We start from the raw sequence: 24383 nt of genomic DNA, 5'->3' as shown, positions 1-24383 counted from the left end.
TCACCGACGATGACCGCCGCCAGCCGGGAGAGAGGTCGGGACATGCGCAACTCCTTGGTTCTGCACGGGGCATGCGGGTGCGCGGGTGGAGCTGTGCGGTCCTTAGCTGCGCACGATGCGCCACCGGTTGTCGGTCGTGCCGTCGTCCGGGGCCTGCACGGCGAACGCGCCCACAGCGGTGGAGTTGTCCGCGAGGGCGAGTAACTTGCCGCTGTGCACGTTGCGGATCTTGTAGGTCCCGTCCCCCTGGTCGAGCAGCGTCCACCGGTGGTCGGCGGTGCCGTTGTCCGACCACTGCAGGACCGTCGCGCCGTCGTCCGTGGACATGTTCAGGACGCCGAGCACCTTGCCGCTGTGGGCGTTGCGGAAGCGGACCGCGCTTCCGTCAGCGACCATCTCCCAGTCGTGGTCGGCCGTGCCCGAGTCATGCCACTGCAGCGCGCGGCCGCCGTCGGCCGTCGACATGTTCTGGATGCCAAGGACCAGAGCGCTGCCCGCGTTGGCGAGCCGTACGGTGGCGCCGGTGTTCCAGTAGACGGCGTAGTTGTGCCCGTGCGCGTCGTGGAACGGGCCCAGGCTGACGGTGGATCCGTCGGCGGTGGCGGTGAAGGCGAGCGAACTGCTGCTGGTCCGTCTGATGGAGGAAGTGGTCAGGGAGGGCAGAGCGCTCAGGGCCGAGTCGCCGTAGTTGCCGGACAGGACGACCGGGCCGTACGTGATCGCCGCGACGTTGGGGGCGTCGTTGGCCGCCCGCATGGTGATCCGCATGGGCAGGCGGACGGTGACGGTGTCGCCGGAGGCCCACGAGCGGCTCAGGGTGGCGTAGCTGCCGGGGGTGGCGGTGAGGGGTTGCGCGACACCGTTGACGCTGACGGTGGCGCCGCTCGTCCAGCTCGGGATGCGGATGCACATCGCCCAGGTTCCGCCGGCGTTACCGGTGACCTGCAGGGTCGTGGTGTCATTGGCCGGGTACGAGGTGGTCTGGGTGAGGGTGATTCCACGTTCTGTCCAGGTGAGTACCGAGGGCACGAACAGGTTCACGATCAGCGTGTTGTCACGGTGGAAGTAGATGGAGTCCATCAGCCGGGTGTGCATCTCCAGGCCCGTGCCCTGGCAGCACCAGAAGGTCCCGTAGTCGGTGCTCCATGTGCCCCCGCCCCAGGCCGGCCCGACGCCGCGTCGGCTTCCGGGACTGAGCGGGGTGAAGTACGTGACGTGGCCGTGGTCGTCGGCCGGGTTCTGCTGGCCGATCATCTGGTTGAGCCATGCCCGCTCGTAATAGTCGAACAGCGCGGTCCGGTTGGGGTCCAGTTCGAAGAGTTCCCGGGTGAGGGTGAGCATGTTGACGGTGTTGCAGCTCTCGCACGTGTCCTTGTTCAGGTATCCGGCGATGGCGTTCGGTGCGCGGAAGTGCTCCGCCTGACTGTTGCCGCCAATGGCGTAGGTGTGCGAGCCGACACAGATGTCCCAGGCGTTGGTGGCGATGTCCCGGTAGCGGGCCGTGCCGGTGGCCTTGAACTCCCGCGCGGCGCCTATCCACTTGGGTACCTGGGTGTTGGCGTGCAGCCCGTTGAGCTTGTCCTGGCCGGCCGTGAGAGGGTCGAACACCGCGGCGTGGTCGAACCGCTGGGCGACGGCGAGCCACCGCGCGTCACCGGTCTCCGAAGAGAGATCGGTCAGCACGGCGTTCATGCCACCGAACTCGGTCTCCAGCATGGCCTGCATCTGCTGGCTGCTCAGCCTGCTGGTGCGCCGGTCGACCCATACCGCCAGGGCGAGCAGCACGTCCCTGGCCTGCGTACTGCCGATATGGCGCCATACGTCGAGGAGTCCGGCGAGGGTCTTGTGGACGGTGTAGTACGGCACGTTGCCGTTGGTCAGGGTCCGCTGCTCGAGGGCGGTGAAGTCGGACTCGGGGTAACCGGAGAGGTATCCGGGGTTGAAGCCGGCGGCGCTGTTGTTGGCCTGGCACTTGGCCAGCTCCGCGACCATGTACGTCGCCTTGTCGCGGCAGACCGTGTCCCCGGTCACGGCATACAGCTGCGCCCACGCGGTGAGGAAGTGCCCTTGGACGTGGGTGCGGAAGGGGAACGTCGGCGCGTCCCAACCGCCCGTGGGGGCTGCTCCGCCGGTGGACAGCCTGTGGTTGGCGCGGAAGTTGTACAACAGGCGGTCGACATCGACGAACCGGAGATAGTTCCCTGTACGGTTCTGGTTGTCCAGCCACCGGCTTGCGGTGAGCCGGACTTGGCCAAGTGCGAAGGGCCGTGCCAAGACTCCGGTGGCGGCCCGCGTGGAGGGGATCGCGGCTCGGGCGGGAGAACTGCCGATGACGAACCCCTCGGCAGAGGCCGCAGCGGCAGCCCCGGCTATTTGCAGAAGTCTCCGTCTGCTGACTATGGACGACATCGTGCACCTTTCGATGACGAGAGAGTGCTTTGTTCGGTCGTTGCGGCGCCGGGGCGCGGTGGTCGAGATGGCCCCCGAGCCGCAGGGGCTAGCCGGGGGCGCGCTGGAACGTCCCTCGCTGGTTGGAGCTGCCGACGTCGAGGCGCTGGAGTCATGGGCATGTTGCGTCCGGGAGGTCCGATATATCGAACGGCTATCGAAGTGTCGGACGTAATGGCGCCGAACGTAAGGGGGGCACAGTGCGGAAGTCAACGCCCGTGACAATATTTGGCACCTAAGCTCCGTATGCTGTCCGGGATTTCGAATAAACAGGCACTACCCCCACACGCGCCGCAGGATCCCGCGCCGGTAGTCCGCCACCCCCGTGATGCACCCGCGCCGCATCAACGGCCGTCTCGCCGGGAATGCATCGGCCTTGCCGCGAGGTTGACCGGGGCAGACACCCACCGACGGCGACAGGGGACAGCAAGGTGACACAGGTGAGGGAGCTTTACCTGAGTGTGGGGGACACAGCGGCGAAGCTGTTGGCCGCACCGGAGGTGGCCGACGGCTGGCACCAGCCCTCCGCACTGGCGAAGCTCAGCGTCCAGGGGCTGGCGGGCCACCTGGCCGGGCAGGTCTTCTTCATCCCTACGGTGCTGGCAGAGCCGGTACCGACCGAGCCCGCCATCTCTGTCCACGAGTACTACGCGCGAGTCAGCTGGATCGGCTCGGACCTTGACACTCCGTTCAACCAGGCCATTCGATCAGGCGGCGGGGAAGAGGCGGCCGACGGCCCGGGCGCACTGGCCGCGCGAGTCGCCGCATGCGTCGAGGAACTGCGCGGCATCCTGCCCAACGCGCCGGATCGCCTGGTACGTCGGCCCACGTGGGGGCCCTGGTCGATCAGTCTCGACGACTTCATCGCCAGCCGTATGCTGGAGCTTGCTGTTCACTGCGACGACCTTGCGCACAGCGTCGGGCTGCCGACCCCACAGTTCCCGGCCCCTGCCGTCGAGACCGTCGTGGACTTGCTGTCACGGATCGCCCTACGCCGGCACGGCGCCACCAACGTCCTGCGCGCACTGAGCCGCAGCGAACGCGCACCGGCTTCCATCTCGGCGCTCTGATACACGCCACGGAACGGGTCGAAAGCTGACGAAGCGTTCCCGAACGCGTACGGGATCACCCCCGGCGAACGCCCCCTGGGCGGCTGGCCAGCTCCGGGGGGTCCCGGCGGCGGGACAGCGCCCGTATCCGGCTGAAGCAGGTGGCGGTCATCCGCGAGCGGCCCGACTCGCTGCCGCCGGCCAGCACCACGTCGCACGTTGATCGATGCCGTGAACAATCAGCGCCTGGCCGGGCGAACCTGGGCGCGACGTATGGGCTGGACCGCGATGAGGTGTACCGCACTGCGCTACGGACCCGGCTGATGGAGACCTTCGCGCAGGGTGCATCGAACCAGGATCCGCACCAGTGCCTTGCCGGATTGCACGAGTTGGAGGATGAGACGTCCGTACCGGGGATTATGCGGCTTTCGACGGTGCCCCGGACCTGTTCACCGGATTGCAGCCCGGGACCTGGCGCTGGTGACGTCGAACTGTGAGCACCGGGTGCGTGGCTGATCTGCACGCATCCAGCGCGGACCGGACCACGGCCCGAGGTGCCGACAGCGCGGGTCACTCCGGGGCCCGGCCGCGCGTCGCCCGCCGGGCGGCGGCTGACAGGCGGGGCCTTTGCGCCGTTCGGCCGCGATTGGGGTCACTGTGCCGGGGCATGCGGGCTCCGACGCGGTGGATGATCTGTCCTGCGGACGGCCGCAGGGAAAGGAGGCCCACGATGGCCGAGCTGTCGTCGCCGGAGCGACAGTCACGACCGGCAGGAGACGGCCGCGTGCCCGCGACCCCACGCCGGCCCGGCGGCGCACCCGCATCACCTCGGCCCGACGGCGCGCCGGTGCCGTCCGCCCCGTCCGAGACCGCGTCCACGCCTCCGCTGCGGCCCGCGGCCTACGATCCCGCCGACTACGTGGAATGCGTGGTGCGCGGCGCCGCCGAGGCGCGGGTGTCGCCCCTGCTGGTCATGACAGTGCTGTACAACGAGGCGTACAAGCCGCACCACCCGCTGTGGGAACGGCTGTGGCAGTGGTGGAAGCCGGGCGCGTCCTTCGGGGTGGCCAACATGCACAACGCCACCTTCGAGGCGGTGCGCCGCGCGCACGGCCTGGCGCAGCGATGGCAGGATCTGCGCGACGACCCCGCCTTCGCCATCCGCGCGGCTGCCCTGCACCTGAGCGACCTCGACGCGTGCCTGCCCGCACGGCACGCGCGCCGCTACACCCGCGACGAGCTCCTCGCCCTCGGCTACAACGCGGGCGAACGTAATATGCGTGCCTTCGCCCGGGGCGTGCCTCCCGGCCCAATGGCCCGGTCCTATCTGCGCCGGTACCGCACCTACCAGGGCCGAGCCGCTGCCACGCTGAGGAGATTCGAAGAAGAGGCGTCAGGGGAAGGGTAGTTGGGGGCCGCGATCGCAGGGGCCGGGCCGACTGGAGCACCGTATCGACGGCGGTCTCCACCGGATCGGTCCGGTCTCTCACGTCACCGGCGAGGGGAGGCCGACTACCGCCGGCGCATCCGGGAAGATGTCCGTACGCACGGCCGTCGACGACCTGCACGAAGAAGTCCGCCGAGCAGCGGAAGAACAAGGTCGGATCATCGCGATGCACCTGCTACGGCAGCGCGTCCCAGGCCTGGCTCACGCCGAAGTCATCGAGTACGTAACTGCCTTGCACTGCCTTGCAGACCGGTCCCGCGCCAGATGATCTCGTTGCCGTCGACACCAGAGCCCTCGTTCCTCCTCTCGACCCGGTCCTCATGGTCGAGACGATCAAGCCGGGGCGGATCTCTGAGGGCTGTCGTACGCCCGCCCCGTCTCCCTACTGGGTGCGTCCTCGCCTCTGCCCGTATCGTGCGGGTGCGGGCAGAGGCGAGGCCGGGCGGGGGCGGCTGGGTGATGGTGGTGCCGGGCCGCGCCCCTGTTTACAGGGTGCCGGTCAGGCGGTCGGTGAGCAGGCGGGTGAAGCGGGCCGGATCGGGCAGGTCGCCGCCTTCGGCGAGCAGCGCGCTGCCGTAGATCAGCTCGGCGGTGTCCGCCAGCTTGGGGTCGCCGGCGTTCGCGGCGTGTGCCGTGCGCAGTGCGGTGATCAGCGGATGCGTGGGGTTGAGTTCCAGGATCCGCTTGACGGTCGGCAGTTCCTGTCCCATCGCCCGGTACATCTTCTCCAGGGTCGGCGTGACGTCGTGGGCGTCGCCGACGATGCACGCTGCCGAGGTCGTCAGACGTGACGACAGGCGGACCTGCTTGACCTGCTCGGACAGGGTGGTGGTCAGCCACGGCAGCAGGGCGGCGAAGTCCTGCTCGCGCTGGGCCTTGTCGGCATCGATCTCCTGGCTGTCCTCGGCGGATCCTTCGAGGTCGACCTGACCCTTGGCGATGGACTGGAGCGGGTGGCCGTCGAAGGACCGGACCTGGTCGACCCAGACCTCGTCGACGGGGTCGGTGAGGATCAGGACCTCGTACCCCTTGGCGGTGAAGGCCTCCATGTGCGGGGAGTTCTCCACCATGGCGCGGGTCTCACCGGTGAGGTAGTAGATGGTCTCCTGGCCGTCCTTCATGCGCTCGACGTACTGGCGCAGTGTGGTGGGCTTCTCCGGGTCGTGGGTGGAGGCGGCCGAGACCAGCTCCAGGAGGGCCTCGGTGTTGTCCGTGTCCTCCAGCAGACCCTCCTTCAGGGCACGGCCGAACTGCGACCACACCTTGGCGTAGCGCTCGGCGTCCTTGGTCTGCATGGTCTTGATGGCGCCGAGGACCTTCTTGACCAGGCGTCGGCGCACGCCGCGGATCTGGCGGTCGTGCTGGAGGATCTCGCGGGAAACGTTCAGGGACAGGTCGTGGGCGTCGACGACACCCTTGACGAAGCGCAGGTAGTGGGGCATGAGCGCTTCGCAGTCGTCCATGATGAACACCCGCTTGACGTACAGCTGCACGCCGCGCTTGGTCTCGCGCGAGAACAGGTCGAAGGGCGCCTGCGAGGGGATGAACAGCAGCGCCTCGTACTCGAAGGTGCCCTCGGCGCGCATGTGGATCGTCTCGGCCGGGGGCAGCCAGTCGTGGCTGATCTGCTGGTAGAACTCGTTGTACTCGTCCTCGGTCACCTCGCTGCGCGACCGGGCCCACAGCGCCTTCATCGAGTTGAGCGTGTCGACTTCGCGGGAGGACGCGCCGTCGGTGCCGGTGCGCTCGGTGGCCATACGGATCGGCCAGCGGATGAAGTCGGAGTACTGCTTGACGATCTGACGGATCTTCGACTCGGACAGGTAGTCGGCCAGCCCGTCCTCGCTGTCGGCGGGCTTGAGGTGCAGGGTGACGGCGGTACCCACCGGAAGGCCGTCGACTTCCTCGATGGTGTAGACGCCCTCACCGCTGGACCGCCACTGGGTGCCCGAGTCGGTGCCGGCCCGCCGGGTGTGCACGGTGACTTCGTCGGCGACCATGAACGCCGAGTAGAACCCGACGCCGAACTGGCCGATCAGGTTCTCGGCGGTGGCGGCGTCCTTGGACTCCTTGATCTTCTCCAGCAGCTCGGCGGTGCCGGACTTGGCGATGGTGCCGATCAGCTCCACGAGATCGTCCCGGCTCATGCCGATGCCGTTGTCACGGACGGTCAGCGTATGGGCGTCCCGGTCGACCTCCAACGAGATGTGCAGGTCGGTGGTGTCGATCTCGCCGAGGCTGGAGTCCGTCAGCGATTCCAGCCGGAGTTTGTCCAGCGCGTCGGAGGCGTTCGAGATCAGCTCGCGCAGGAAGATGTCCTTGTTCGAGTAGATCGAGTGGATCACCAGTCGGAGCAACTGGCGTGTCTCGGCCTGGAATTCCCGTGTCTCGGCGCTGCTGCCCATGCGGGTCTCTTTCTGGGTGAACGTCATGACGGTCATGAAGGTCATGAACGGTACGGACGGTGTGAGCGGTCGGGCTGGGCTGAGGGGGACCGTGGTCGCCTGGGCACGGTCGGGTCGGACCGGCCCGCCGCCGATTCATGTGGTCGTGGACAGTGCGGGATGCATCGTCACCTCCCGTCGCCGTGGGTCAGCCGGTCATCCAGACGGGCCAGACGGGTGACGAGGTCGGTGTGGCGGGTGTCGAGGTGCGGGCGCATGGCGATCAACGGCGCGATGAGCTCGGCCGCGTCGGTGGCGCCGAGGGCGGTGTCCAGGGCGGCCTGGGCCGAGCGTGCTTCGGGTGCGAGGTGAGTGAGGGAGGAGATCTGTCCGGCGAGGCGGCGCAGGTCGGCGGCGTTGCGGCGGGCCCAGGCGGCGGTGGTGCGGTCGGCGGCACGGGCCTGGCGGGTGGCTGTCACACGCTGTTCGCCGGTGGTCCCGGCCGGGCCGGGGCGGCCGCGCAGGTAGCGGCGCTCGGCTGCCTGGCGGCTGGCGACGCCGAGAGGCGGGGCGAGGTCGGCCCAGCTGGCGCCCGCGTCGCGGGCGGTTTCGATCAGGCCGGTCTCCCAGTCGGCGAGCTGCTCGCGCACCTGCCGCAGCAGCATCAGGGAGGCCAGCGCCTGCTCGGGCTTCGGTCCGGCAGGGTCGGGGGACTCATGACGGGCGTCGCGCAGGGCGTCGTCTATGGCGGCCAGGGCAGCGGCGGCGGCGAGAAAGGACGCCGGGCTGTGGGCGTCGGAGCCGGTCGTGGACGGCTGGTCGGCTGCGGTCATGGGCACCTCCCTCGGGCTGTCATCTCGTCGATGACATTTTGCTTGTCATCTTTAGGATGACATGCCCCACGGTAGCAGTGAAGCACTGGCGGCGAGCGCTGATCCTGCTGGGGGGTGTTTTCACCGCGTTGACGCGGACCGACATCTTCCGTAGATGGAGCTGTCCGAGCGGCCACTGGAGGTCTTCTCCCGCCAGATCGTGCTCGCTGACGCCCACGATTCCGAGCACATCAACGCCGATTGCGACGCGGGCGTGCTCACCCAGCCAGTGCCCTGTATCCCCCGAAGTGGCCGTCTGCCGCCTGCTGGGAATCGGATCGCCGTCAGCGGGGTTGGTGGGGGGAAAGCCGTTATTGGGGGGATCCCCCCGGGGCTCGGCGACGCGCCTTCAAGCATCGCTCGCGCGTTGCGCAGGATCCCACCCAGCCGAATCTACGCCAGGTCCACCCCGTCTCGGCGCTGGCCGAGGCAGGTGAGCGTTGTCCCGAGCTGACCTGGCAGCCCAGGACCTCGCCAGCGAGGTAGGCCTCACGGAACTCCCCAGCGACCTGGAGAAAGCCGCCACGACCCTCGGAATCATGATTGCCCGTCAGCCCGGGGACCTGGAACTCTCCGGCATACTCCTACGCCGCGACGGACAACTCGCCATCGGCCTCGACCCGCAATGTACGTCCGCCAGCCAGCGGTTCGCGCTCGCCCACCTCATCGGCCACGCCCACCTCCACCGCAGCCGCAATCTGATCCTCAGCATCGCCGACCGCACCGCCCACGGCCCCCTCGCCTGCCTGCCCACCGACCGTGAAGAGGCCGAGGCCAATCGGTTCGCCGGCGCGCTCCTGATCCCGGAGACCGCCGTGCGCCCGCCGAGACCCAGTTCGAGTCGGCCACCCAGCTCGCCGCCACCTTTGCCCGCCAGCTCAACGTCAGCGAAATGGTGATGGGCTACCGACTCCTCACCCTCGGGATCGCCGGCGACAATTGACCGGAACAGGACACAGCCTCATGGCCAACGTCCTCCCCACGGGCGGCCGTGAATTGATGCACCCGCGCCCCAGAACCCCGACAGAGCGCCACGACCACGCCCCGGCCCGCTACCGTGACCCGGGCACCGGCATCTCGCTCGCCCCTGGCTGATGGCTCCAGCCGCGCGCCTGTTGCTGCAGACGTGCAACAGCGCCCCCGACCGCGGGTCGGGGGCGCTTCGCTGTGTCCGGGGCCGGTCACTCGCGCGGGCGACATCGCGTTACGACTGGCAACACCAGCCCCACTGGCAGCCGTTCGGTACTGGACTAAGCGGCCTCCACACCAAGGGGCACGCCATGCAGCGCACCACCATCCTCGCCATCGCAGTCCTGCTCGCCGCCACCGGATGCAGCAGCAGCGACGACAAGCCCGATAGCGAGCCGAATGCCGCCACGTCGACCGCGTCCAGCCCAGCTAAGGCCAGAGACGCTGGCGTGGTCTTCACCAGCCTTGCCGCGAAGATCCCGACCGCCAAGCGCGGCGCTACCGTCACGGCCGAGAACGACCCGAACCACCTCCTCGGCAGGCCCGGCCAGTACACGTCAAAGATCACGTTCACGGACACGAGAATCAAGAAGGCCGATACCGAAGGCCTTGACGCCGGCGACGTCAGCCGCGGCGGCGCCATCGAGACCTTCACCACGCCCGACGAAGCCCAAGCCCGGGCCAAGTACATCCAGACCGTCATTAAGAGCATGCCGGCACTGGCCGAGTACGACTACGTCCACGGCGCCAGCGTCATCCGTGTCAGCCACCTCCTCACCCCAGCGCAGGCGGGGGAGTACCAGAAGGTTGCCGGGGGACTGCCGTAGTCGCGGGCGTTACGGCGCGTGGCCCTCAATGGAGTGCCGGTGCAGCGTTTGTTTCACCGTAGGCCCACCGCCCGAGCCCTCCACCGCGCCGCCATCTACCGAGCCGGACAGGGCGCACTTGCTGCCGCGATCCGTGCCTTCCAACGCGCCCTCACCGTCAGCGAGCAACTGCTGGGCGGGGACCACCCCGACACGTTGTCCTCGCGCAACAGCCTCGCGTACGCGTACGGGTCAGCGGGGGACTTGGGCCGGGCGACCGCGCTGTACGAACGGACCCTGGCGGACTGCGAGCGCGGACGTTCGTTGAGCAGGTCGCCCAGCTCAGCGAGCGGTACCGCGCTCCAGCCTCGGACTGAAGCAGTGGCAGCATGCGGTTGCGGTCGAGCTGGGTGGTCGTGCCGGTCAACGGCTTTGCCGACGGCTGCGGTTGAAGGCGGGCCGGACGCGGTTGCTGGGCCTGCTCACGGAGCCGGCCGTGCCCGAGCAGGCGCCGCGCGTGCTCGGTGTCGAGGACTTCGTCTTCCGCAAGGGGAAGCGGTACGGCACCGTGCTGGTCGACGTCGAAACCGGCCGCGTCGTCGACGTCCTGTCCGACCGCGAGTGCGACACCTTCGCCGCCTGGCGCACCGCGCATCGCGGCGCCGAGATCATTTGCAGAGACCGTGCCACCGCTTACAGCAAAGCGATCAAGGAAGCCGCACCGGACGCCCTGGAGGTCGCAGACCGCTGGCACCTGCCGCAGAACCTCGGCAACCGGCCGTGGAGAAGACTTGCCATCAACACCGCTCCTGCCTGCGGAAACACGCCGAGGAGGAGACGGCGGCGCCCATCACGATCACCGAGTTGCCGCCCGCCGAACTGCCCCGCACCCAGATCATGGAGCGGACCCGACAGCGTCACGCCGATATCTGCCGGCTCGTGAACGCCGGCTGGACCATCAGCGCCATCGCCCGCCGCCTCCACCTGGACCGCAAGACCGTACGCCGCTTCCGCGACACCGACCTCGATATACGGCAAGGCCGAGCCGGTCCGCGCCGACATCCCCAGCCCGCGGAAGATCACCTCGTGGATCATGTGCCGTCGGGAAGACCTCAGCACGAAAGACGCCGAACGCCCCTTCCAAGTCCGGCTTGCCTGCCCGGACATCATCCGGGTCTGCGACCTGGCCCGCACCTTCCACGACCTGGTCACATACCGCCGCGGGCACCTGCTGATGGACTGGATCCGCCAGGCCGAACAGGACGCTCCCGTACCGGTTCGCGGCTTCGGCGGCTTCCTCCGCCAGGACCTCGACGCCGTCACCGCCGGCCTCACCCTGGAATGGAGCTCCGGCGTCGTCGAAGGCAACGTGAACAGAGTGAAAACTATCAAGAGGAGCATGTGCAACCGGGCATCCTTCCGACTCCTCCGGATCCGCATCCTCACCCGGCCATGAGCTTCACGGAACTGCGGCCAGAACCAGATTCAATGAGCGCCGTCACCCGGCCGACGTGAATGTCGTCGAGAAGGCCATGTGGGTGCTGCTGGGGGTGACGGCGGGCTGGGTCTTCGCCCCGGACGTGACCTCCAGATGTGCCCCACCTCGTCGCCCTGGTCCGCTCCGGCGCCAAGTCCGCCAACGGCGTCTTGGTCGAACGCTCGATGGCTGCACGGCTGCCTGACTGGTGAGGTCCTATGCTGCGGGGATGATCAAGCCCATTGAACTCGTCATATTCGACTGCGACGGCGTGCTGGTCGACAGCGAGCGCATCGCCGCACGCGTGCAGGTCGCCCTGGGAGCCGAGTTGGGCTGGCCGCTGACCGAGGATGAGGTCGTGGACCGGTTCATCGGGCGCTCACACGCTGCCATCCGCGACCAGGTCGCAGCTCAGCTCGGTGAGGACACAGCCGCGACGTGGTCGGAGAGGTTCGAGCAGCTTCACCGCGAGGCCGTGGACGCCGAGCTCTCCCCGGTCGAGGGCCTGACAGAAGCCCTCGACGCACTCACCCTGCCGACCTGCGTCGCCTCCAGCGGCTCCCACGACAAGATGCGGCACACCCTCGGCCGTACCGGACTCTACGAACGCTTCGCGGGCCGCATCTTCAGCGCATCTGAGGTCTCTCACGGCAAGCCCGCCCCGGACCTGTTCCTGCACGCAGCCCGACAGATGGGCGTCGATCCCGCAGGCTGCGTGGTGATCGAGGACAGCCAGCCCGGAGTCCGCGCTGCCCGCGCCGCCGGCATGCGATCTTTCGGCTATGCAGGCGGGCTCACCCCGGCTGAACGACTCGAAGGCCCCAACACCACCGTCTTCTACGACATGCGCAAACTGCCGACACTCATCGCGGAGCGGTAGCCACCTGAACCGTCCCATCCACAAGAATTGACCATGGCTCCCACCAGCACCCCCAGCGCGTATAGCCCGTACGGCGCGCACAGCCCGCATCAGCCCGGCACGCACCGCGGCCGGGAGCCCGGCCCCGCCATCGGTTGAGCATCGTCGACGAGTACGCCCACAGGGCGGCATGGAGCAAGATGCCTACGGCGTGTCAACGGGAGATGCTGTCTGAGATGCCCGGAGGTTTCCATGGACAGGGTTCACTGCGGCTCGGCGGTGGCGATCAGGTCGCCCGCAGCACTGGCGGCCATACCCCCCGTCCACCGGACTCTCGCGCCGCCCTGGGGGCGGCGTCCCTATGACCCGCGCCCTGGCGGAAAGCACGCCCGGCCGGGGTGCGATGCGGCGGGGCTGGCCGAGGTTCGGCATTCGTGTGTTCAGTTGGCCGCCCCATCCTGCTGCCATTCACGAGGCCAGTTCCCGGACGGAGGCGGGGGCCCGCCTACCCCCAGGTCACGTCGGGCAGAGGCGTAGAAGGTGTCGCGTTTCTGACTGACCTGCCGCGAATCGCGGGTCCAGCCCCCCGGATCGTGCCGCCGCTCTTCCGCATGCCGCCCCAGCGTCCAGATTGCCTCGTGCCACGACCGCGCCGCGGCCACGGTCGTCGCGTCACCCACCAGCAGCACCGACTCCCACAGTGTGGCCCGGCGCGCTTCGGCTTCGGCGAGAAGACGCAGGCCTTCAGCGGGCTCCAGTGGATCGACGACGTGCGTATACCCCAGCGACCCCAGGGTCGCACCGATGCGCTGAGTGATCCAAATCTGTTCCTTCAGCGCATTGCCATACCGCGCATACACCTCGAACTTCTTCTCATGCCAGCGCTCGGTTTGCGTCCGGCGCCAACGAGCCCTTTCCGTGAGCATCGTGGTGGCGTACGAACCAGCAGCGCCGACTCCCACACCCAGCAATGTGGCCACCTGATCCAGAAACACGCATTCCCCCCGGCAGTCGATGACAGCAGTCAGGCTGCCGCGCCAGAGTCCGCATGCCCAGGGGCGTGAGACGCCTCTCTCCTCGAACGGCGCGGCGCCCCGAAGGCAAATGGGTCCCATGTTCTGAACTGGGTCGGCGCCCGCCCCCGGCGGAATGGCTCGTCCAGCACGGGCATCGACCGTGGACCCCTCATGATCCACACCAAAACCAGCCCCACCGCCGACCAGTGCGGGGCCCGCGTCGGGGCCGAACGCTGCGCACCGGCCGCCCGGGCGCAGGCCCTGTTCGCCCTGAGCGGGGGCGGCGCCGAGGCGTGCCAGATCTGCCGCCACGACACCGCCCTGAGCCTGCAGGGCTGACCACTCAACCGGGCGCTCCGCCGATGTGGCTGTGTCCAGGTGGCGAAGCTCGCCACCTGGACACACAGGCCCGCACGCGGGTTACTCCGGGCGGCCCTGCTCCGCCTGCATGCCCTTCTGGCCCCGCTCAGCGACGGATGAGACGGCCTGGCCTTCCTTCAGGGACTTGAACCCCGCGGACTCGATGGCCTTGAAGTGCACGAAGAGGTCGTCACCGCCCCCGTCCGGAGTGATGAAGCCGAACCCCTTCTCGTCGTTGAACCACTTCACTGTGCCGCTCTGCCGGTTGGACATGTCCACTCCCAAGGTTGCGTGGCGGCCCAGCGCTGCCCATGGGATCGTGGCATGCGGACTCGGGTCGCACTCAGGATCTCGCAAACGAGCTACGGCAGCACCGGGAGGGCAGGGCGCAGCACGCGCTCAACGGGCCCTGCGGGCCCCGTATTTCTGTGGCGGTGGCCAGGCTGCGACACGGCGCCCCGAGGCCGCCCTAAGGGCCCTGGCGGACCCTGCGGGTGCATCGCGGGCGCCCTCCGGGCGCGTTCATAGGTGAGACCCGGGATCCCTGCGAGCCTCCGAAAGGGCATCTGTGGCAGCCTGCCGACATGCCATGGGAGCTCAAGGAACACGCAGGTCGCCACTACGCCGTCCTGTTCCACTACGCCTTGTCTGACGACGCCTGGTCCGTGGAACTGAGCGAAGCTAGGCCGGCGTCGGTTGAGGAGGCCGAGAACCCCGACGCCGCGGTGACCCACTTGCCCGGCGCTGCCTTCTTGGTGACACATGTCCCGGACGAGGACCCGGATCTGCAACCGACCCTCCGGGTCTGGAGCCCTGACGAGCGCGTCGTCCCCTTCGAGGTTATGCGCTGGTACATGGAGCAGGTGGCCGACCAGGTAGAACGCTGTCGCATTGCGTTCGAGCAGGGGGAACCTGAAGCAGCGGAATGATCACGCAGTGACTGGTGTGATCACGGCGTCGGAGCCTTCCTGGACAGCCCCGTTCTCCGGGCTGAGCCCGCGTGCCTTCACGAAGCTGGTGACGGTGTTGCGGCGCGAGGGTGCGGACGCGGTTCGCAGGGGCCGGCCCTGGAGCCTTCCGCTGGAGGACAGGGCCCTGCTGGTCGCAGCCTGCTGGCGCACAAACCTGACCATGCGGCAGCTTGCGCCGCTGTTCGGGGTGTCGAAGTCGGCGGCTGACCGGATCATCGACCATCTCGGGCCGCTACTCGCGCTCCAGCCCCGCAAGCGGTTCGCGAAGGACGCCGTGCTCATCGTGGACGGCACTCTGGTCCCCACCCAGAGCTCCTGACCGTACGGGCCGCCCGCTGATCGCGGCGGCTTCGAAGCCACCCTCGAACCGCGGCCCTGTCGAAAGAGGCCGGCCGTTGACGGGGGAGAGCTGGGGAGCACCTACACCGGTATCCGGCGGTTGTACCGCCGGTGAGTAAACCCTCGCGGTATGCCGTAACGCGGGCTGCCACGCTGGTTCGAGGCGCGGTTGCCACCAGGGGGTGGATGCCTCTCCCACGCCGTTGCTCCTAGCGTGGGGTACGCACGCAAAACCCCGCCTCACAACGGGAGGAGACCCCACATGAGGGCTTTGCATAAGGCCGCAATCACTCTCAGTACCGCCACCCTGCTCACCGGTGGGCTCACCGCCTTACCCGCCGAAGCCGCCACGGCCTCCGCGAGGGTCGACGCCTACATGAAGGCGGTACCCAACGGCACCAGGGTCAGCGATAACGAGATCTCCTACGAGAACGGTCACGTCCGCGTTCTGATGTCCGCGACCGCCGCGTCCTGCCGCAACGGGTACTACTGCGTATGGGAGCACAATGACTTCCGCGGCGCCATGGCCCAGTGGAGCACCACCGCGGACCACTGCAAGAAGTTCAAATTCACCGCGTACTGGAGGAACAAGGTGTCCTCCTTCTGGGCTCGCGGCGGATGCCCGGACCGCAACTACTTCCTCAAGGCCGCCAAGGACTTCCAGCCTGACTGGTTCGAGCCGTTCGAGGGCCGCAAGTCCTACGTCCGCTACAACGACCAATACGACTACGCCGCCAGGGGGCTATAAGCAGCCGGTCCGCCCACGTCACACGCGGGACCAACTGGTCGAGGGAGCAGCGGGGCAGGGCTCGTCCACGCCGGCCGGGCACGGGGGCACCGGCCCCGTGCCCGGCCGGCGGTGGACCGGCCATTCAGCATCGGCTCCGGCACCGTCCATGTCGCAGCCTGTTTTCCGTCCCGCGCAGACAAGCCTGCGCCGTCACACCTTCGTGCCCTTTGACACTGAAGCTGGACCGTTTGCCACCGAAGTCGGACCGCTACGACCCGACAGCGGAACTGCTGCCGTCACGCATCCCGACGGTGGATATGGGTGTCATGGCCGAAGGTGCCTGAGGGTGAATTGCGGTAGGGCGTACGGACCGGCCTGGGGCGCGGCCGGGTCTTCCGGGAAGTCCGCCGCAGGAATGCCTGCGGCATGAAGTTCGGCGTTGTCGACAGGCGTGTAGGCCAGTTCCGCCGGGTCGGGCAGGGCCCAGAAGCGGCGGGTGTTGTTGGAAACGGCGTATGCCGTGGTGAAGCGGATGGAGGAGGGTGCGACCAGGGCGGCCCGCAGGTAGCCGACAGCGTCGCGCGGGCTCAACCAGGTCGCCAGGTGTCGGGGCTCGGTAGGCAGATGCTCGAAGCTGCCGATGCGCAGGCAGACGACGGACAGGCCGAACTTGTCGGCATATAGCTGTCCGAGTGCTTCGACGGCGGCTTTGCTCACCCCGTAGAGGCCGTCGGGGCGTACCGGCTCCTGGGGGCTGGTGAGGTGCGCGGCGGGGTAGAAGCCGGTGACGCGATTGCTGCTGGCCAGCACCACCCGCTCGATTCCTATGCGCCGCGCACCCTCCAGGACATGGTGCGTGCCCAGCACATTGGTTTCGAGCAGATCGGGGAGGGGCGCCTCGTCGGGCACGCCGCCCAGGTGGAGCACCCGGTCAGCTCCCGTCAAGGCCGACTCCACAGCGGCGGCGTCCCGCAGGTCCACGGCGTGCACGTCCTCGTTCTCGGCCTCTGGGCGGAGCGGCACGCGGTCGAGCAGGATCAACCGCTCCGCCGCGCCCCGCAGCGCCTCCCGCGCCATGGAACCAATGGTGCCCGCCGCTCCCGTTACTGCCACCGTTCCCAGAGTCACTGCGTCTCCCCTTATTTCGACAACCCGGGCATCTTCGCTCCCGTTGATCCACTCAGCAAGGCGGTGGGGAACCCGCGGAACTCCCCTTATCTCTTGCGCGAGACACGGGGACCTCTGGGAGCGCCGCCGACGATCCAACTTCGATGGCAGACGGTCCAGGTTCAGCGTCAGAGGAGGCGGACGAGATCGGCCTGGCGCTGCGGTCCGAGTTCCCGTAGTTGCATCATCACCAGTTCCTGGCCCGGGTGCAGGCCGACGCGGCGCAGCAGCTGGCCGGCACGTGCGGTGCAGTCGGGCGACGCGGAAGATCGCGTGGCCTCGGTAGTGGCCCGCACGGCGGGCAGGAGGAGGGTGCAGGTGGTGCGGGCGGGGCAGGGCGTGGTGGCTTTACGGGCCGGGTGTTGCCTTGGGGACTGGGGTGGGGGGCAGGGCACCGGGGTTGAGGTGGGTGACCAGGCGGTGGAGGAGGCGGTGGACGTCAGCTTGTTCCTGGGGTTCGAGGATGGCCAGGGCCTCTTCGTTGACGTGCCGGACGACAGCGCTGGCCCGTGTGAGCAGGCGGGAGCCGTCGGGGGTGATGTGCAGGCACAGGACGCGACGGTTGGTGGGGTGGGGCGAGCGCGTGATCAGGCCGCGTTCGGTGAGGCTGCCCACGGCGGAGCCCATGGACTGGGCGGTGATGCCGGCGTGGCGGGCGGCGTCGGCGCTGGAGATGCCGGGTTGGCTATCGGCGTGCTGGAGGGCGTTGTACTGCGCGAGGTTGAGCTCGAGTGTGCGCAGTTCCTTCTCCAGGCGGGTGCCCATGGCCTGGGCGAAGTGCCAGGCCAGGTAACCGGTGTGGATGGGCTTGTCGTGCACGTGGCTCCCCGACTTGTAAGGCAACTTATGTTTTACTGCTCTTGTTATCAGGCAGCTTACAACTTCTGGACGGTCTTCCCTCATGCCAGCCCCGACCCCACTCCGCCCGGCCGACGTCTTGCCGGCCGCCCACGGCGACATAACCGACCCCGCCCCGGAGCCCCATCCTCGTTCCGGTCTCAAAGGTGTGCTGCTTCCCGTCGCCGTGGTGCTCACCATCGGGACGATCTTCGTAAGCGTGTACCTCGCCGCGTTTCACGCCCCCCGTCCGCATGACCTGCCCGTCGCGGTGGTCGGTACCGCGGCAGAGGCGCACCGGCTGGAAGCCGGCCTGGAACACGCCATATCTGGCGGTTTTGACGTGCGGCCCTACGGTGACGAAGCAGCGGCCCGCGAGGCGGTCGAGCGCCGTGAGGTCTACGCCGCCTACGTTCCCGACCGCGGCGCGGGGAGGGGCAAGCTGTTGTACGCAGGTGCCAACGGCCCTTCTGTGACAGCCACCCTCACCGCCGCCTTCGCCCAAGCCGGCCCCGAGGTGGGCCCGCCCCCGGCCGCCCAGGACATCCTCGCGGTGTCCACCGGCGACACCCGTGGCCTGTCGGTCTTCTACGCCGCGTTCGGCCTGGTCCTGGCCGGCTACCTGTTCGGCATGATGACCTACCAGGCCGCACCGGCCCTGCGTTTTCGCCAGCGCATCGCCAGTCTCACCCTCTTCGGGGCCCTCGGGGGCATCATCGTTGCCCTCCTGGCCGGCGACACCGGCTTCGGCGCCCTTCCCGGCCCCTTCGCCGGCACTGCTGTGGTGACCGCCCTGATGGCCATGGCAGCGGGCGGCGCGACCATGGCCATCGTGAAATGGACCGGATCCGCCGGCGCCGCCATCGCCTCGGTCGTTCTGCTCATCTTCGGCAACGCCACCAGCGGCGGGGTCATGCCCGCCTCCTACCTGCCCGACTGGCTGCACCCGCTCTCTGGCGTGCTGCCCGTCGGCGCGGGGGTGCGCGCCCTGCAGGGGATGTCCTACTTCCACAATGACGGCCTGTGGTCCGGCCTCGCCGTCCTGGCCGCGTGGTTCATCGCGTGCGTGGCCCTGCTCTACCTGCGCGATCTGCGCGGCGCCCGCAAGAATCGGCCGCACACCCCGTAAAGAATCCGGCCGGTCCTCCCTCGGCGGCGGCCCCGCGATCCTGCTGATGGTCGCGGGGCCTGCTCACGCTCCCGGGGCAGGATGGAAGGGCGCGGGACGGCCACCAGGACCGCTCCGGCCGCGTCCACTGCCGGCGGATCGGCCTCGGAGGACTCCGGCACGAAAACGAGCGTGCCGACGAACGCTGCCAGTGCGAGTGCGACGTTGAGCAGGAACATCGCACGCCAGGACCACGGTTGCAGAGGGCTCCTTGTGGTGAGCAGTCAAGCAGGTCGGGGCCCTACTCCTGCGGCAGGGTGAGGCACTTGACCTGCGGTCTGTCGGTCAGGGGGAGAGTGCTGAGCGTGCGGCGGGGACGACTTCGTGGGCGAAGAGGGCCAGCTGGCGTCCGTGGTCCTCGCTGGGCCAGTACACGAAGCCGTTCATCCCCCGCTCCGTTGCCAGGGAGACGATCTGGTCGATCCACTGGCCGGCGGGGCCGTGGAAGTCGCCGCGCTTGGTGGGAGTGATCAGGCCGCCGAGGTTGTAGACCTTGCGGATGTGGCCGGGGTCGCGTCCGGCGCCTTGGGCGGCGTCGTCGATTCTGGCGGTCGCCTCCGCAAGGCCTTCCAGGCCCAGGTAGGCCAGGGAAGGCAGCCAGCCCTCGGCCTTGGCGCCGGTCAGTGCCAGCATGCGAGGGCCGTAGGAGCCCAGCCAGATATCCAGCGCCGGCGACGGCGTGGGGCCGGGGTGCACTCCCGCGACGCGGTAGTGGGCGCCGCCCGCTCTGGCCGAGCGCTGCCCGCTCCACATCGCACGCATGACCTCGATGGCCTCCTCGAGAGCGTCGACGGCCTCCCTCTTGCCCCGACGGGGTCCGCCCATTGCCTCGATCGCCTCCCAGAAGGCTCCTGCCCCCAGTCCCAGCCGCAGGCGGCCCCCGGAGAGGACGTCGAAACTCGCGGCAGCCTTGGCCAGCATCGCTGGCGGCCGCAGCGGCAGATTCGCCACCGTGGGGACGAGTGTCACCCGCTCGGTGGCCGCCGCGAGGAACGACATAAGGGTCCAGGTGTCGTAGTGGGCGCTCTGGTACGGATGGTCCTGGACGGTGATCAGGTCCAGGCCGTCACGCTCCGCTTGCGTCGCCAGCCGAAGCGGCTGGCCCGCCTCGGCCCACGAGGGGTCGACGTTGGCGCCGAACAAGACAGGCAGTGCCATCGGTTGCACCCTCCCTCTGCATCCCGGCCCGGCACGCCCGGCAGGGACTTTCCATGGGTCGGCAAAGCACATTAGGAGCCGCAGGGACTCCGCTGTGTGTTTGACACGTCAGGCGGTGAGGGTGGGGTAGTCGGTGTAGCCGCGCTCGTCGCCGCCGTAGAAGGTGGCGGGGTCGGGGGTGTTGTAGGGGCCGTTCGCGGCGAGGCGGGCGGGCAGGTCGGGGTTGGCCAGGAACAGCGCGCCGAAGGCGATCATGTCTGCCGTGCCGTCCTCGATCAGTTCCAGCGCGTTGGGGCCGGTGGTGTCGGGGTGAGTGAAGGGGTTGAGGATGAAGGCGGCCTGCCATTCCTTGCGCAGCTGGAGCGTGAGGGTGCGGTGCGGGCCTTCGAGCATGTGCAGGTAGGCCAGGTTCAGCGGGGCCAGCTGCTTGACCAGCGCCGCGTAGGTCTCGGCAAGGTCGTCCTCGGCGATGTCGTTGTAGGGGTTGCCGGGCGAGATGCGCAAGCCGACCCTTTCGCCTCCGACCGCCTCGGCCACGGCGGCGGCAACCTCGACTGCGAAGCGGATGCGGCCCTCGACGGAGCCGCCCCAGCCGTCGGCACGCTGGTTGGTGTTGGGGGCGAGGAACTGGTGGATCAGATATCCGTTCGCACCGTGGATCTCCACTCCGTCGAAGCCCGCGGCTATCGCATTGCGTGCCGCGGCTGCGAAGTCAGCGATGGTTGCGCTGATCTCGGCCTCACTGAGCTCCTTGGGAGTGACGAAGTCCTTGGGCCCCTCATGGGTGAACACCTTCCCCCTGGCTGCCACCGGCGAAGGTGCCACGGGATGCAGTCCGCCGGGCAGCAGAGCGGGGTGGCTGATGCGGCCGGTGTGCATCAGCTGGGCGAAGATCACGCCGCCCTCACGGTGAACTGCCTCGGTCACCTTCCGCCAAGCCGCCACCTGCTCCTCGGAGTGCAGGCCCGGAGTGTCGGGATAGCCCTGACCGACCGCGGAGGGCTGGGTGCCCTCGGTGATGATCAGCCCGGCGCCCGCCCGCTGCGCGTAGTAGGTCGCCATCGCGGGCGTCGCGCTCGCACCGGGGCCGTAGGCCCGGCTGCGGGTCATCGGCGCCATGGCGACCCGGTTGGCCAGTCGCACGGATCCCAGGTCGATCGGGTCGAATGCAGCAGTCATGTCGTTCCTTCACCAGGGGGGGCGCCCGGGCCGATCCACGACCCCGACGCATTTACTGTCCGAACAACTAAAACACGGAGGCGGGGATTCCCCGGGGTTGTAGTGACCCGCATCACACCGCATAAGCGCAGGTGCGACGAGGTATCGAAGAAGAGTTGGCTCTGTCATGGCACGCTAGGCGTGTTACTGCTCGGGCAAGTTCCCTTGAGGGGAGTGCGTAGTCATGACACATCCGCCTTCTGATGAGGCCGACGTCCGGGCGGCAGGCGCGGCGGCGGTGAGCGCGGCGACCGTGCCGGTGCCGGCATCCGCCCACGCGGGCCCGATCAGCCACGCCATCTTCCGCGTGGCCCGCCTGCACCGCATGATCGCCGGGCAGCTCCTGCGCCGCGTCGGGCTGTATCCCGGCCAGGAACTGGTGATGATGCAGCTGTGGGAACTCGGTCCCCAACGACAGACCGACCTCGTACGTCTGATCGACTCCGACGCCGCCACCATGACCCGCACCGTCCAGCGCCTCGAGAACGCCGGCTTCGTACGCCGCAGCCCCTCGCCCACCGACAAGCGAGCCGTCATCGTCGAACCCACCCCTGCCAGCCTCGCCCTGCGCCGGGAAGTCGAACGGACCTGGGCGGAACTCGAAGCCGCCGCTACCGGCGATCTCAGCGCCGACGAGCGCACCACAACTCTGGACGTGCTGCAGCGACTGGAGCACAACCTGGCCCGGAGCGCGGCCGCGCTTGAGGAGTAGACAGCGCCCGGGCGACTCTCCAGAGAGCAGATGTTCCCGCTGCCAGGTCTTGTCAGCCCGGCCGCACGGGCCCATGAGCTGCTCACAGTGATCCGGGGGAGGGGCCGTGACCATGCGCCCAGTTCCGCGACGAGGACCTGGCGGGCGACGCGCTGGGCGGGCCCATCCCTGATCGGCGGACAGCGCGTTCGTGGTCCGCCAGCGTCCTTGCATGACGAGTTGAGTGGGCCAGTCCATGCAGGTCGTAGGTGAATCGCGGCGGGAGGGCCTTTCATGGAGGGCGACGATCGGTGGGCTCGACCGTGACGGAGGTCAGCGTCGACCAGCATCCGCTTAGGGTGGGCTTGTGTTCAATCGACTGGAGATAACCGTGTTGCCGCCGGGGTCCCGGTGGGCGTGTCAGGTGCGGTTCTTGGTGGACGGCCGCGACGTGGTGGAGGCAGCGGTCGACGAGGGCGGGCGTGGACCGTTTGCCGCGCACGTGCTGCAGAGGGACTGGCCCAGTCCGCTCACGGCTACCCACGAAGCCCGCCGCCTCAGGCTGGGCGAACCCGAGTGCACCGGCGGCTGCTGTGGGTTCCTGACCGCTGTCGTGCAACGCTGCGGCAGGCTCGTGGTCTGGTCCGACTGGGAAGGGCCGTACCAGGATCACGTGCCGCTTGATCTCCACTTCGACGCGGAACAGTACGACGCGGAACTGGCCCGAGCCGTCGCGGACCGGTGGTGGGACAACTACACAGATCCTGCCTGGCGCTTGCCGACCCGAGCTGACGACACAGGGCTCTGATGAGTTGTATCGGTGCCTTGCGTGACAAAGTTCAGCAAAGGACTGTGCGTCTGCGGCTGGTCGTGGTTGAGGACCGCGACAACGGGCCGCGGTTGTGCCGGGGGTGCGGGGAGCCGTCCAGCTGTTCTCGATGAACTGGCCGTCGTCGGTCAGGTCGAGCAGGACGGGAAGCTGGGCGCGGACCGCGTGATCGGAGCGCAGTGCGCCCTCGCGGGCGTCGACGGGGTGCCTGTCTCTTGGATCCGTCCGTGAGATCGTCGTGCTCGTGATCGAGACTTGGATGATCGATGACGACAGCCCTGTCGCTGTGTCGTCGGCGGGGGTGGTGGAGGCTCTTCAGTCGAGGATCGACAGCGGGCAGCTTGAGACGTGGCTGACCAGTTCGTCTGGACGGTTGCTGGCCTCCGTGACGAACGCCGAGCGAGCGATGGTGGTGCGGCTCGAAGACGAGGGTGATCCCGGCGAGCATGCTGTGGACCCCGGAACGGCGGGGTCCAGCGACGGGTTCGTCCTCTCCAATGGGCAGGGCGACAATCATCCCGTGACCTGGAGGGTTGGGTGCTGTTTCGCCCGCGTACGGCCATATGGGTGACGCAATTCGGTTCTCCATCACCCATATGGGTGAAGCGTCAGGACGCGGCCGACCCTCGTGCGGAACTGCTTCCGGATTTTCGGAAGCGCCTCCAGCGCCAGCTCACATCGGTATAGTCAGTCTGAGAAGACTTCAGCGACACTAACGCGACGTAATAATCTGCCAGATATATTGAGGCAGACGCATTATTAGCCTCGCAGGTTATAAATGCGGAGACATAATGCGGGGAGCGGCGGACAGGGTGCCCGGTGGACGCGGTGGGCAGCCAAGAAGCCGCCCGGGGTACTAGTAATACCCCGGGCGGCTCCTTGGATGCTCAGAGCGTCAGCGCCAGAACAGGAGGACCACCTGGACGATCGCTGCGGCACCCGCGGCCAGTTCGACCAGCTCCTTCAGCTGCTGCCACCCATGGCGCCTGCGGCATGGCCTCGAAAGCCACCCCCGCGCCCGGCGGATCAGCCGGCGCAGCGTCAATCCTTCCTGCGTCACGTGGTTCTAACGGGCTCTGAGCGCTGGACGTGCCCATGCCGCTGCCCCTCTCCTGGGGGACGTGGAGCTCCCTTGTGTCGCTCCTGGAAACGTGAGCCGGGCACTCCCCGAAGGGAACGCCCGGCCCCCGCAACGCAGGGGCGAACAAGGCCTTGAACTCCTCGGCCTGTTCACGTACGGAGCAAGACGGTACCGAAAGCGCAGAGGGCGCGTGGCGGAATACGAAAAGCCCTCACCCGACGAATGAACTCCTCTGGCACGTCTCGACTTTCACCCAGGGCAGGCCGAGCTCGTGCAAAAGCGCCTGGAGTTCTTGCGGGTATCCGGGGTAGCGGTCGCGGACGGCATACAGCCGCTTGCGCAGCTGGACGGGGCGGCCGTCGACCTCGGGCACATAGACACCGTTTCCTTTGGGGGCGCGGGTCGTTGTGCTGGGCATGGCGAGTCTTGCTGAGCGGTTGGTGCCGGATGAGTTGTGGGAGTTGTTCCGGCGGGTGGTGCCTGAGACGGTGGTGGTACGTCCGCAAG

Annotated in this window: 25 protein-coding genes and 6 pseudogenes; 19 read left to right on the top strand and 12 right to left on the bottom strand. The window is 68.4% G+C overall.

Annotation, left to right across the window (positions count from 1 at the left end; all coding sequences use genetic code 11):
* Positions 1 to 102 precede the first annotated feature (102 nt).
* Complete coding sequence (locus ACZ5ID_RS34305; protein ID WP_468905980.1) at positions 103 to 2409, bottom strand: beta-L-arabinofuranosidase domain-containing protein; 2307 nt, start codon at positions 2407 to 2409, stop codon at positions 103 to 105.
* A gap of 479 nt (positions 2410 to 2888) precedes the next feature.
* Between ACZ5ID_RS34305 and ACZ5ID_RS34300 the strand changes: the two genes are divergently transcribed.
* The 3 genes and pseudogenes from ACZ5ID_RS34300 (at position 2889) to ACZ5ID_RS34290 (ending at position 4905) form a co-directional block, all read left to right on the top strand.
* A complete protein-coding gene (locus tag ACZ5ID_RS34300) occupies positions 2889 to 3518 on the top strand; it encodes a maleylpyruvate isomerase N-terminal domain-containing protein (protein ID WP_468905978.1) in 630 nt (209 codons plus the stop codon).
* A gap of 198 nt (positions 3519 to 3716) precedes the next feature.
* Positions 3717 to 4010, top strand: a pseudogene (locus tag ACZ5ID_RS34295) (phosphatase); the annotation flags it as partial.
* A gap of 271 nt (positions 4011 to 4281) precedes the next feature.
* Complete coding sequence (locus ACZ5ID_RS34290; RefSeq protein ID WP_468905975.1) at positions 4282 to 4905, top strand: lysozyme family protein; 624 nt, start codon at positions 4282 to 4284, stop codon at positions 4903 to 4905.
* 524 nt (positions 4906 to 5429) lie between these two features.
* Here the strand turns inward: ACZ5ID_RS34290 and htpG are convergent.
* A complete protein-coding gene (htpG, locus tag ACZ5ID_RS34285; RefSeq protein WP_468906062.1) occupies positions 5430 to 7349 on the bottom strand; it encodes a molecular chaperone HtpG in 1920 nt (639 codons plus the stop codon).
* 167 nt (positions 7350 to 7516) lie between these two features.
* Positions 7517 to 8161: a type III effector protein gene (locus ACZ5ID_RS34280; protein ID WP_468905972.1), complete on the bottom strand. Its 645-nt coding sequence runs from the start codon at positions 8159 to 8161 to the stop codon at positions 7517 to 7519.
* Positions 8162 to 8315: 154 nt separating this feature from the next.
* Here ACZ5ID_RS34280 and ACZ5ID_RS34275 point away from each other — a divergent pair.
* From ACZ5ID_RS34275 to ACZ5ID_RS34240, 8 genes and pseudogenes are all read left to right on the top strand, one after another.
* Positions 8316 to 8430: pseudogene (locus ACZ5ID_RS34275) on the top strand (Hsp20 family protein); the annotation flags it as partial.
* 121 nt (positions 8431 to 8551) lie between these two features.
* Positions 8552 to 8635, top strand: a pseudogene (locus ACZ5ID_RS34270) (MOSC domain-containing protein); the annotation flags it as partial.
* Between the two features lie 104 nt (positions 8636 to 8739).
* Positions 8740 to 9099, top strand: a complete 360-nt coding sequence (locus ACZ5ID_RS34265; protein ID WP_468905969.1) for an ImmA/IrrE family metallo-endopeptidase — start codon at positions 8740 to 8742, stop codon at positions 9097 to 9099.
* A 381-nt stretch (positions 9100 to 9480) separates the two neighbouring features.
* Positions 9481 to 9996 carry a hypothetical protein gene (locus ACZ5ID_RS34260; protein WP_468905966.1) on the top strand — a complete coding sequence of 172 codons (516 nt, stop codon included), beginning with the start codon at positions 9481 to 9483 and terminating at the stop codon, positions 9994 to 9996.
* Between the two features lie 18 nt (positions 9997 to 10014).
* Positions 10015 to 10278: pseudogene (locus tag ACZ5ID_RS34255) on the top strand (tetratricopeptide repeat protein); the annotation flags it as partial.
* 193 nt (positions 10279 to 10471) lie between these two features.
* On the top strand, positions 10472 to 10918 hold the full coding sequence (locus tag ACZ5ID_RS34250) for an ISL3 family transposase (protein WP_468905963.1): 447 nt from the start codon (positions 10472 to 10474) through the stop codon (positions 10916 to 10918).
* Between the two features lie 150 nt (positions 10919 to 11068).
* Complete coding sequence (locus ACZ5ID_RS34245; protein ID WP_468905961.1) at positions 11069 to 11431, top strand: transposase; 363 nt, start codon at positions 11069 to 11071, stop codon at positions 11429 to 11431.
* Positions 11432 to 11681: 250 nt separating this feature from the next.
* Positions 11682 to 12332 carry an HAD family hydrolase gene (locus ACZ5ID_RS34240; RefSeq protein ID WP_468905958.1) on the top strand — a complete coding sequence of 217 codons (651 nt, stop codon included), beginning with the start codon at positions 11682 to 11684 and terminating at the stop codon, positions 12330 to 12332.
* Positions 12333 to 12751: 419 nt separating this feature from the next.
* On the opposite strand, the gene ACZ5ID_RS34235 is transcribed toward ACZ5ID_RS34240, so the two are convergent.
* On the bottom strand, positions 12752 to 13306 hold the full coding sequence (locus tag ACZ5ID_RS34235) for a hypothetical protein (RefSeq protein ID WP_468905956.1): 555 nt from the start codon (positions 13304 to 13306) through the stop codon (positions 12752 to 12754).
* Positions 13307 to 13498: 192 nt separating this feature from the next.
* On the opposite strand from ACZ5ID_RS34235, the gene ACZ5ID_RS34230 reads away from it, so the two are divergent.
* Positions 13499 to 13666 (top strand): DUF6233 domain-containing protein, encoded by a 168-nt coding sequence (locus tag ACZ5ID_RS34230; RefSeq protein WP_468905953.1) that lies wholly within the window; start codon positions 13499 to 13501, stop codon positions 13664 to 13666.
* An 81-nt stretch (positions 13667 to 13747) separates the two neighbouring features.
* On the opposite strand, the gene ACZ5ID_RS34225 is transcribed toward ACZ5ID_RS34230, so the two are convergent.
* Positions 13748 to 13960: a cold-shock protein gene (locus tag ACZ5ID_RS34225; protein ID WP_468905951.1), complete on the bottom strand. Its 213-nt coding sequence runs from the start codon at positions 13958 to 13960 to the stop codon at positions 13748 to 13750.
* A gap of 311 nt (positions 13961 to 14271) precedes the next feature.
* On the opposite strand from ACZ5ID_RS34225, the gene ACZ5ID_RS34220 reads away from it, so the two are divergent.
* The 3 genes and pseudogenes from ACZ5ID_RS34220 to ACZ5ID_RS34210 all read left to right on the top strand — a co-directional run bounded on the left by ACZ5ID_RS34220 (position 14272) and on the right by ACZ5ID_RS34210 (position 15745).
* Entirely contained in the window at positions 14272 to 14616 is a 345-nt protein-coding gene (locus ACZ5ID_RS34220; protein WP_468905948.1) for a hypothetical protein, read from the top strand.
* A 7-nt stretch (positions 14617 to 14623) separates the two neighbouring features.
* Positions 14624 to 14968, top strand: a pseudogene (locus ACZ5ID_RS34215) (helix-turn-helix domain-containing protein); the annotation flags it as partial.
* Positions 14969 to 15259: 291 nt separating this feature from the next.
* Positions 15260 to 15745: a peptidase inhibitor family I36 protein gene (locus ACZ5ID_RS34210; protein WP_468905944.1), complete on the top strand. Its 486-nt coding sequence runs from the start codon at positions 15260 to 15262 to the stop codon at positions 15743 to 15745.
* A 306-nt stretch (positions 15746 to 16051) separates the two neighbouring features.
* Here the strand turns inward: ACZ5ID_RS34210 and ACZ5ID_RS34205 are convergent, their stop codons facing one another.
* From ACZ5ID_RS34205 to ACZ5ID_RS34195, 3 genes and pseudogenes are all read right to left on the bottom strand, one after another.
* Positions 16052 to 16804 carry an NAD-dependent epimerase/dehydratase family protein gene (locus tag ACZ5ID_RS34205; protein WP_468905942.1) on the bottom strand — a complete coding sequence of 251 codons (753 nt, stop codon included), beginning with the start codon at positions 16802 to 16804 and terminating at the stop codon, positions 16052 to 16054.
* Positions 16805 to 17025: 221 nt separating this feature from the next.
* Positions 17026 to 17230, bottom strand: a pseudogene (locus tag ACZ5ID_RS34200) (MarR family transcriptional regulator); the annotation flags it as partial.
* 12 nt (positions 17231 to 17242) lie between these two features.
* Complete coding sequence (locus ACZ5ID_RS34195) at positions 17243 to 17713, bottom strand: MarR family winged helix-turn-helix transcriptional regulator (RefSeq protein ID WP_468905939.1); 471 nt, start codon at positions 17711 to 17713, stop codon at positions 17243 to 17245.
* 205 nt (positions 17714 to 17918) lie between these two features.
* Between ACZ5ID_RS34195 and ACZ5ID_RS34190 the strand changes: the two genes are divergently transcribed.
* A complete protein-coding gene (locus ACZ5ID_RS34190) occupies positions 17919 to 18860 on the top strand; it encodes an ABC-2 transporter permease (protein WP_468905937.1) in 942 nt (313 codons plus the stop codon).
* Positions 18861 to 19184: 324 nt separating this feature from the next.
* On the opposite strand, the gene ACZ5ID_RS34185 is transcribed toward ACZ5ID_RS34190, so the two are convergent.
* Positions 19185 to 20057, bottom strand: a complete 873-nt coding sequence (locus ACZ5ID_RS34185; protein ID WP_468905934.1) for an LLM class flavin-dependent oxidoreductase — start codon at positions 20055 to 20057, stop codon at positions 19185 to 19187.
* 108 nt (positions 20058 to 20165) lie between these two features.
* Entirely contained in the window at positions 20166 to 21236 is a 1071-nt protein-coding gene (locus tag ACZ5ID_RS34180; RefSeq protein ID WP_468905931.1) for an alkene reductase, read from the bottom strand.
* Positions 21237 to 21459: 223 nt separating this feature from the next.
* Here ACZ5ID_RS34180 and ACZ5ID_RS34175 point away from each other — a divergent pair, with 223 nt between their 5' ends.
* The 3 genes from ACZ5ID_RS34175 (at position 21460) to ACZ5ID_RS34165 (ending at position 23366) form a co-directional block, all read left to right on the top strand.
* A complete protein-coding gene (locus ACZ5ID_RS34175) occupies positions 21460 to 21987 on the top strand; it encodes a MarR family winged helix-turn-helix transcriptional regulator (protein ID WP_468905929.1) in 528 nt (175 codons plus the stop codon).
* Between the two features lie 346 nt (positions 21988 to 22333).
* The gene (locus ACZ5ID_RS34170; RefSeq protein WP_468905927.1) at positions 22334 to 22774 is read left to right on the top strand and encodes a hypothetical protein; all 441 of its coding nucleotides are present in this window, start codon (positions 22334 to 22336) and stop codon (positions 22772 to 22774) included.
* A 265-nt stretch (positions 22775 to 23039) separates the two neighbouring features.
* The gene (locus tag ACZ5ID_RS34165) at positions 23040 to 23366 is read left to right on the top strand and encodes a hypothetical protein (RefSeq protein ID WP_468905924.1); all 327 of its coding nucleotides are present in this window, start codon (positions 23040 to 23042) and stop codon (positions 23364 to 23366) included.
* Between the two features lie 324 nt (positions 23367 to 23690).
* Here ACZ5ID_RS34165 and ACZ5ID_RS34160 read toward each other — a convergent pair whose 3' ends face one another.
* Both ACZ5ID_RS34160 and ACZ5ID_RS34155 read right to left on the bottom strand, forming a co-directional pair.
* Complete coding sequence (locus ACZ5ID_RS34160; protein ID WP_468905921.1) at positions 23691 to 23855, bottom strand: hypothetical protein; 165 nt, start codon at positions 23853 to 23855, stop codon at positions 23691 to 23693.
* Between the two features lie 232 nt (positions 23856 to 24087).
* On the bottom strand, positions 24088 to 24294 hold the full coding sequence (locus tag ACZ5ID_RS34155; protein ID WP_468905919.1) for a hypothetical protein: 207 nt from the start codon (positions 24292 to 24294) through the stop codon (positions 24088 to 24090).
* Positions 24295 to 24383 lie beyond the last annotated feature (89 nt).

It is taken from the genome of Streptomyces sp. NPDC031670, from assembly GCF_055580545.1.
Note: the sequence above shows the minus strand (reverse complement) of the source record. Positions and strands in the feature narration are given on the sequence as shown.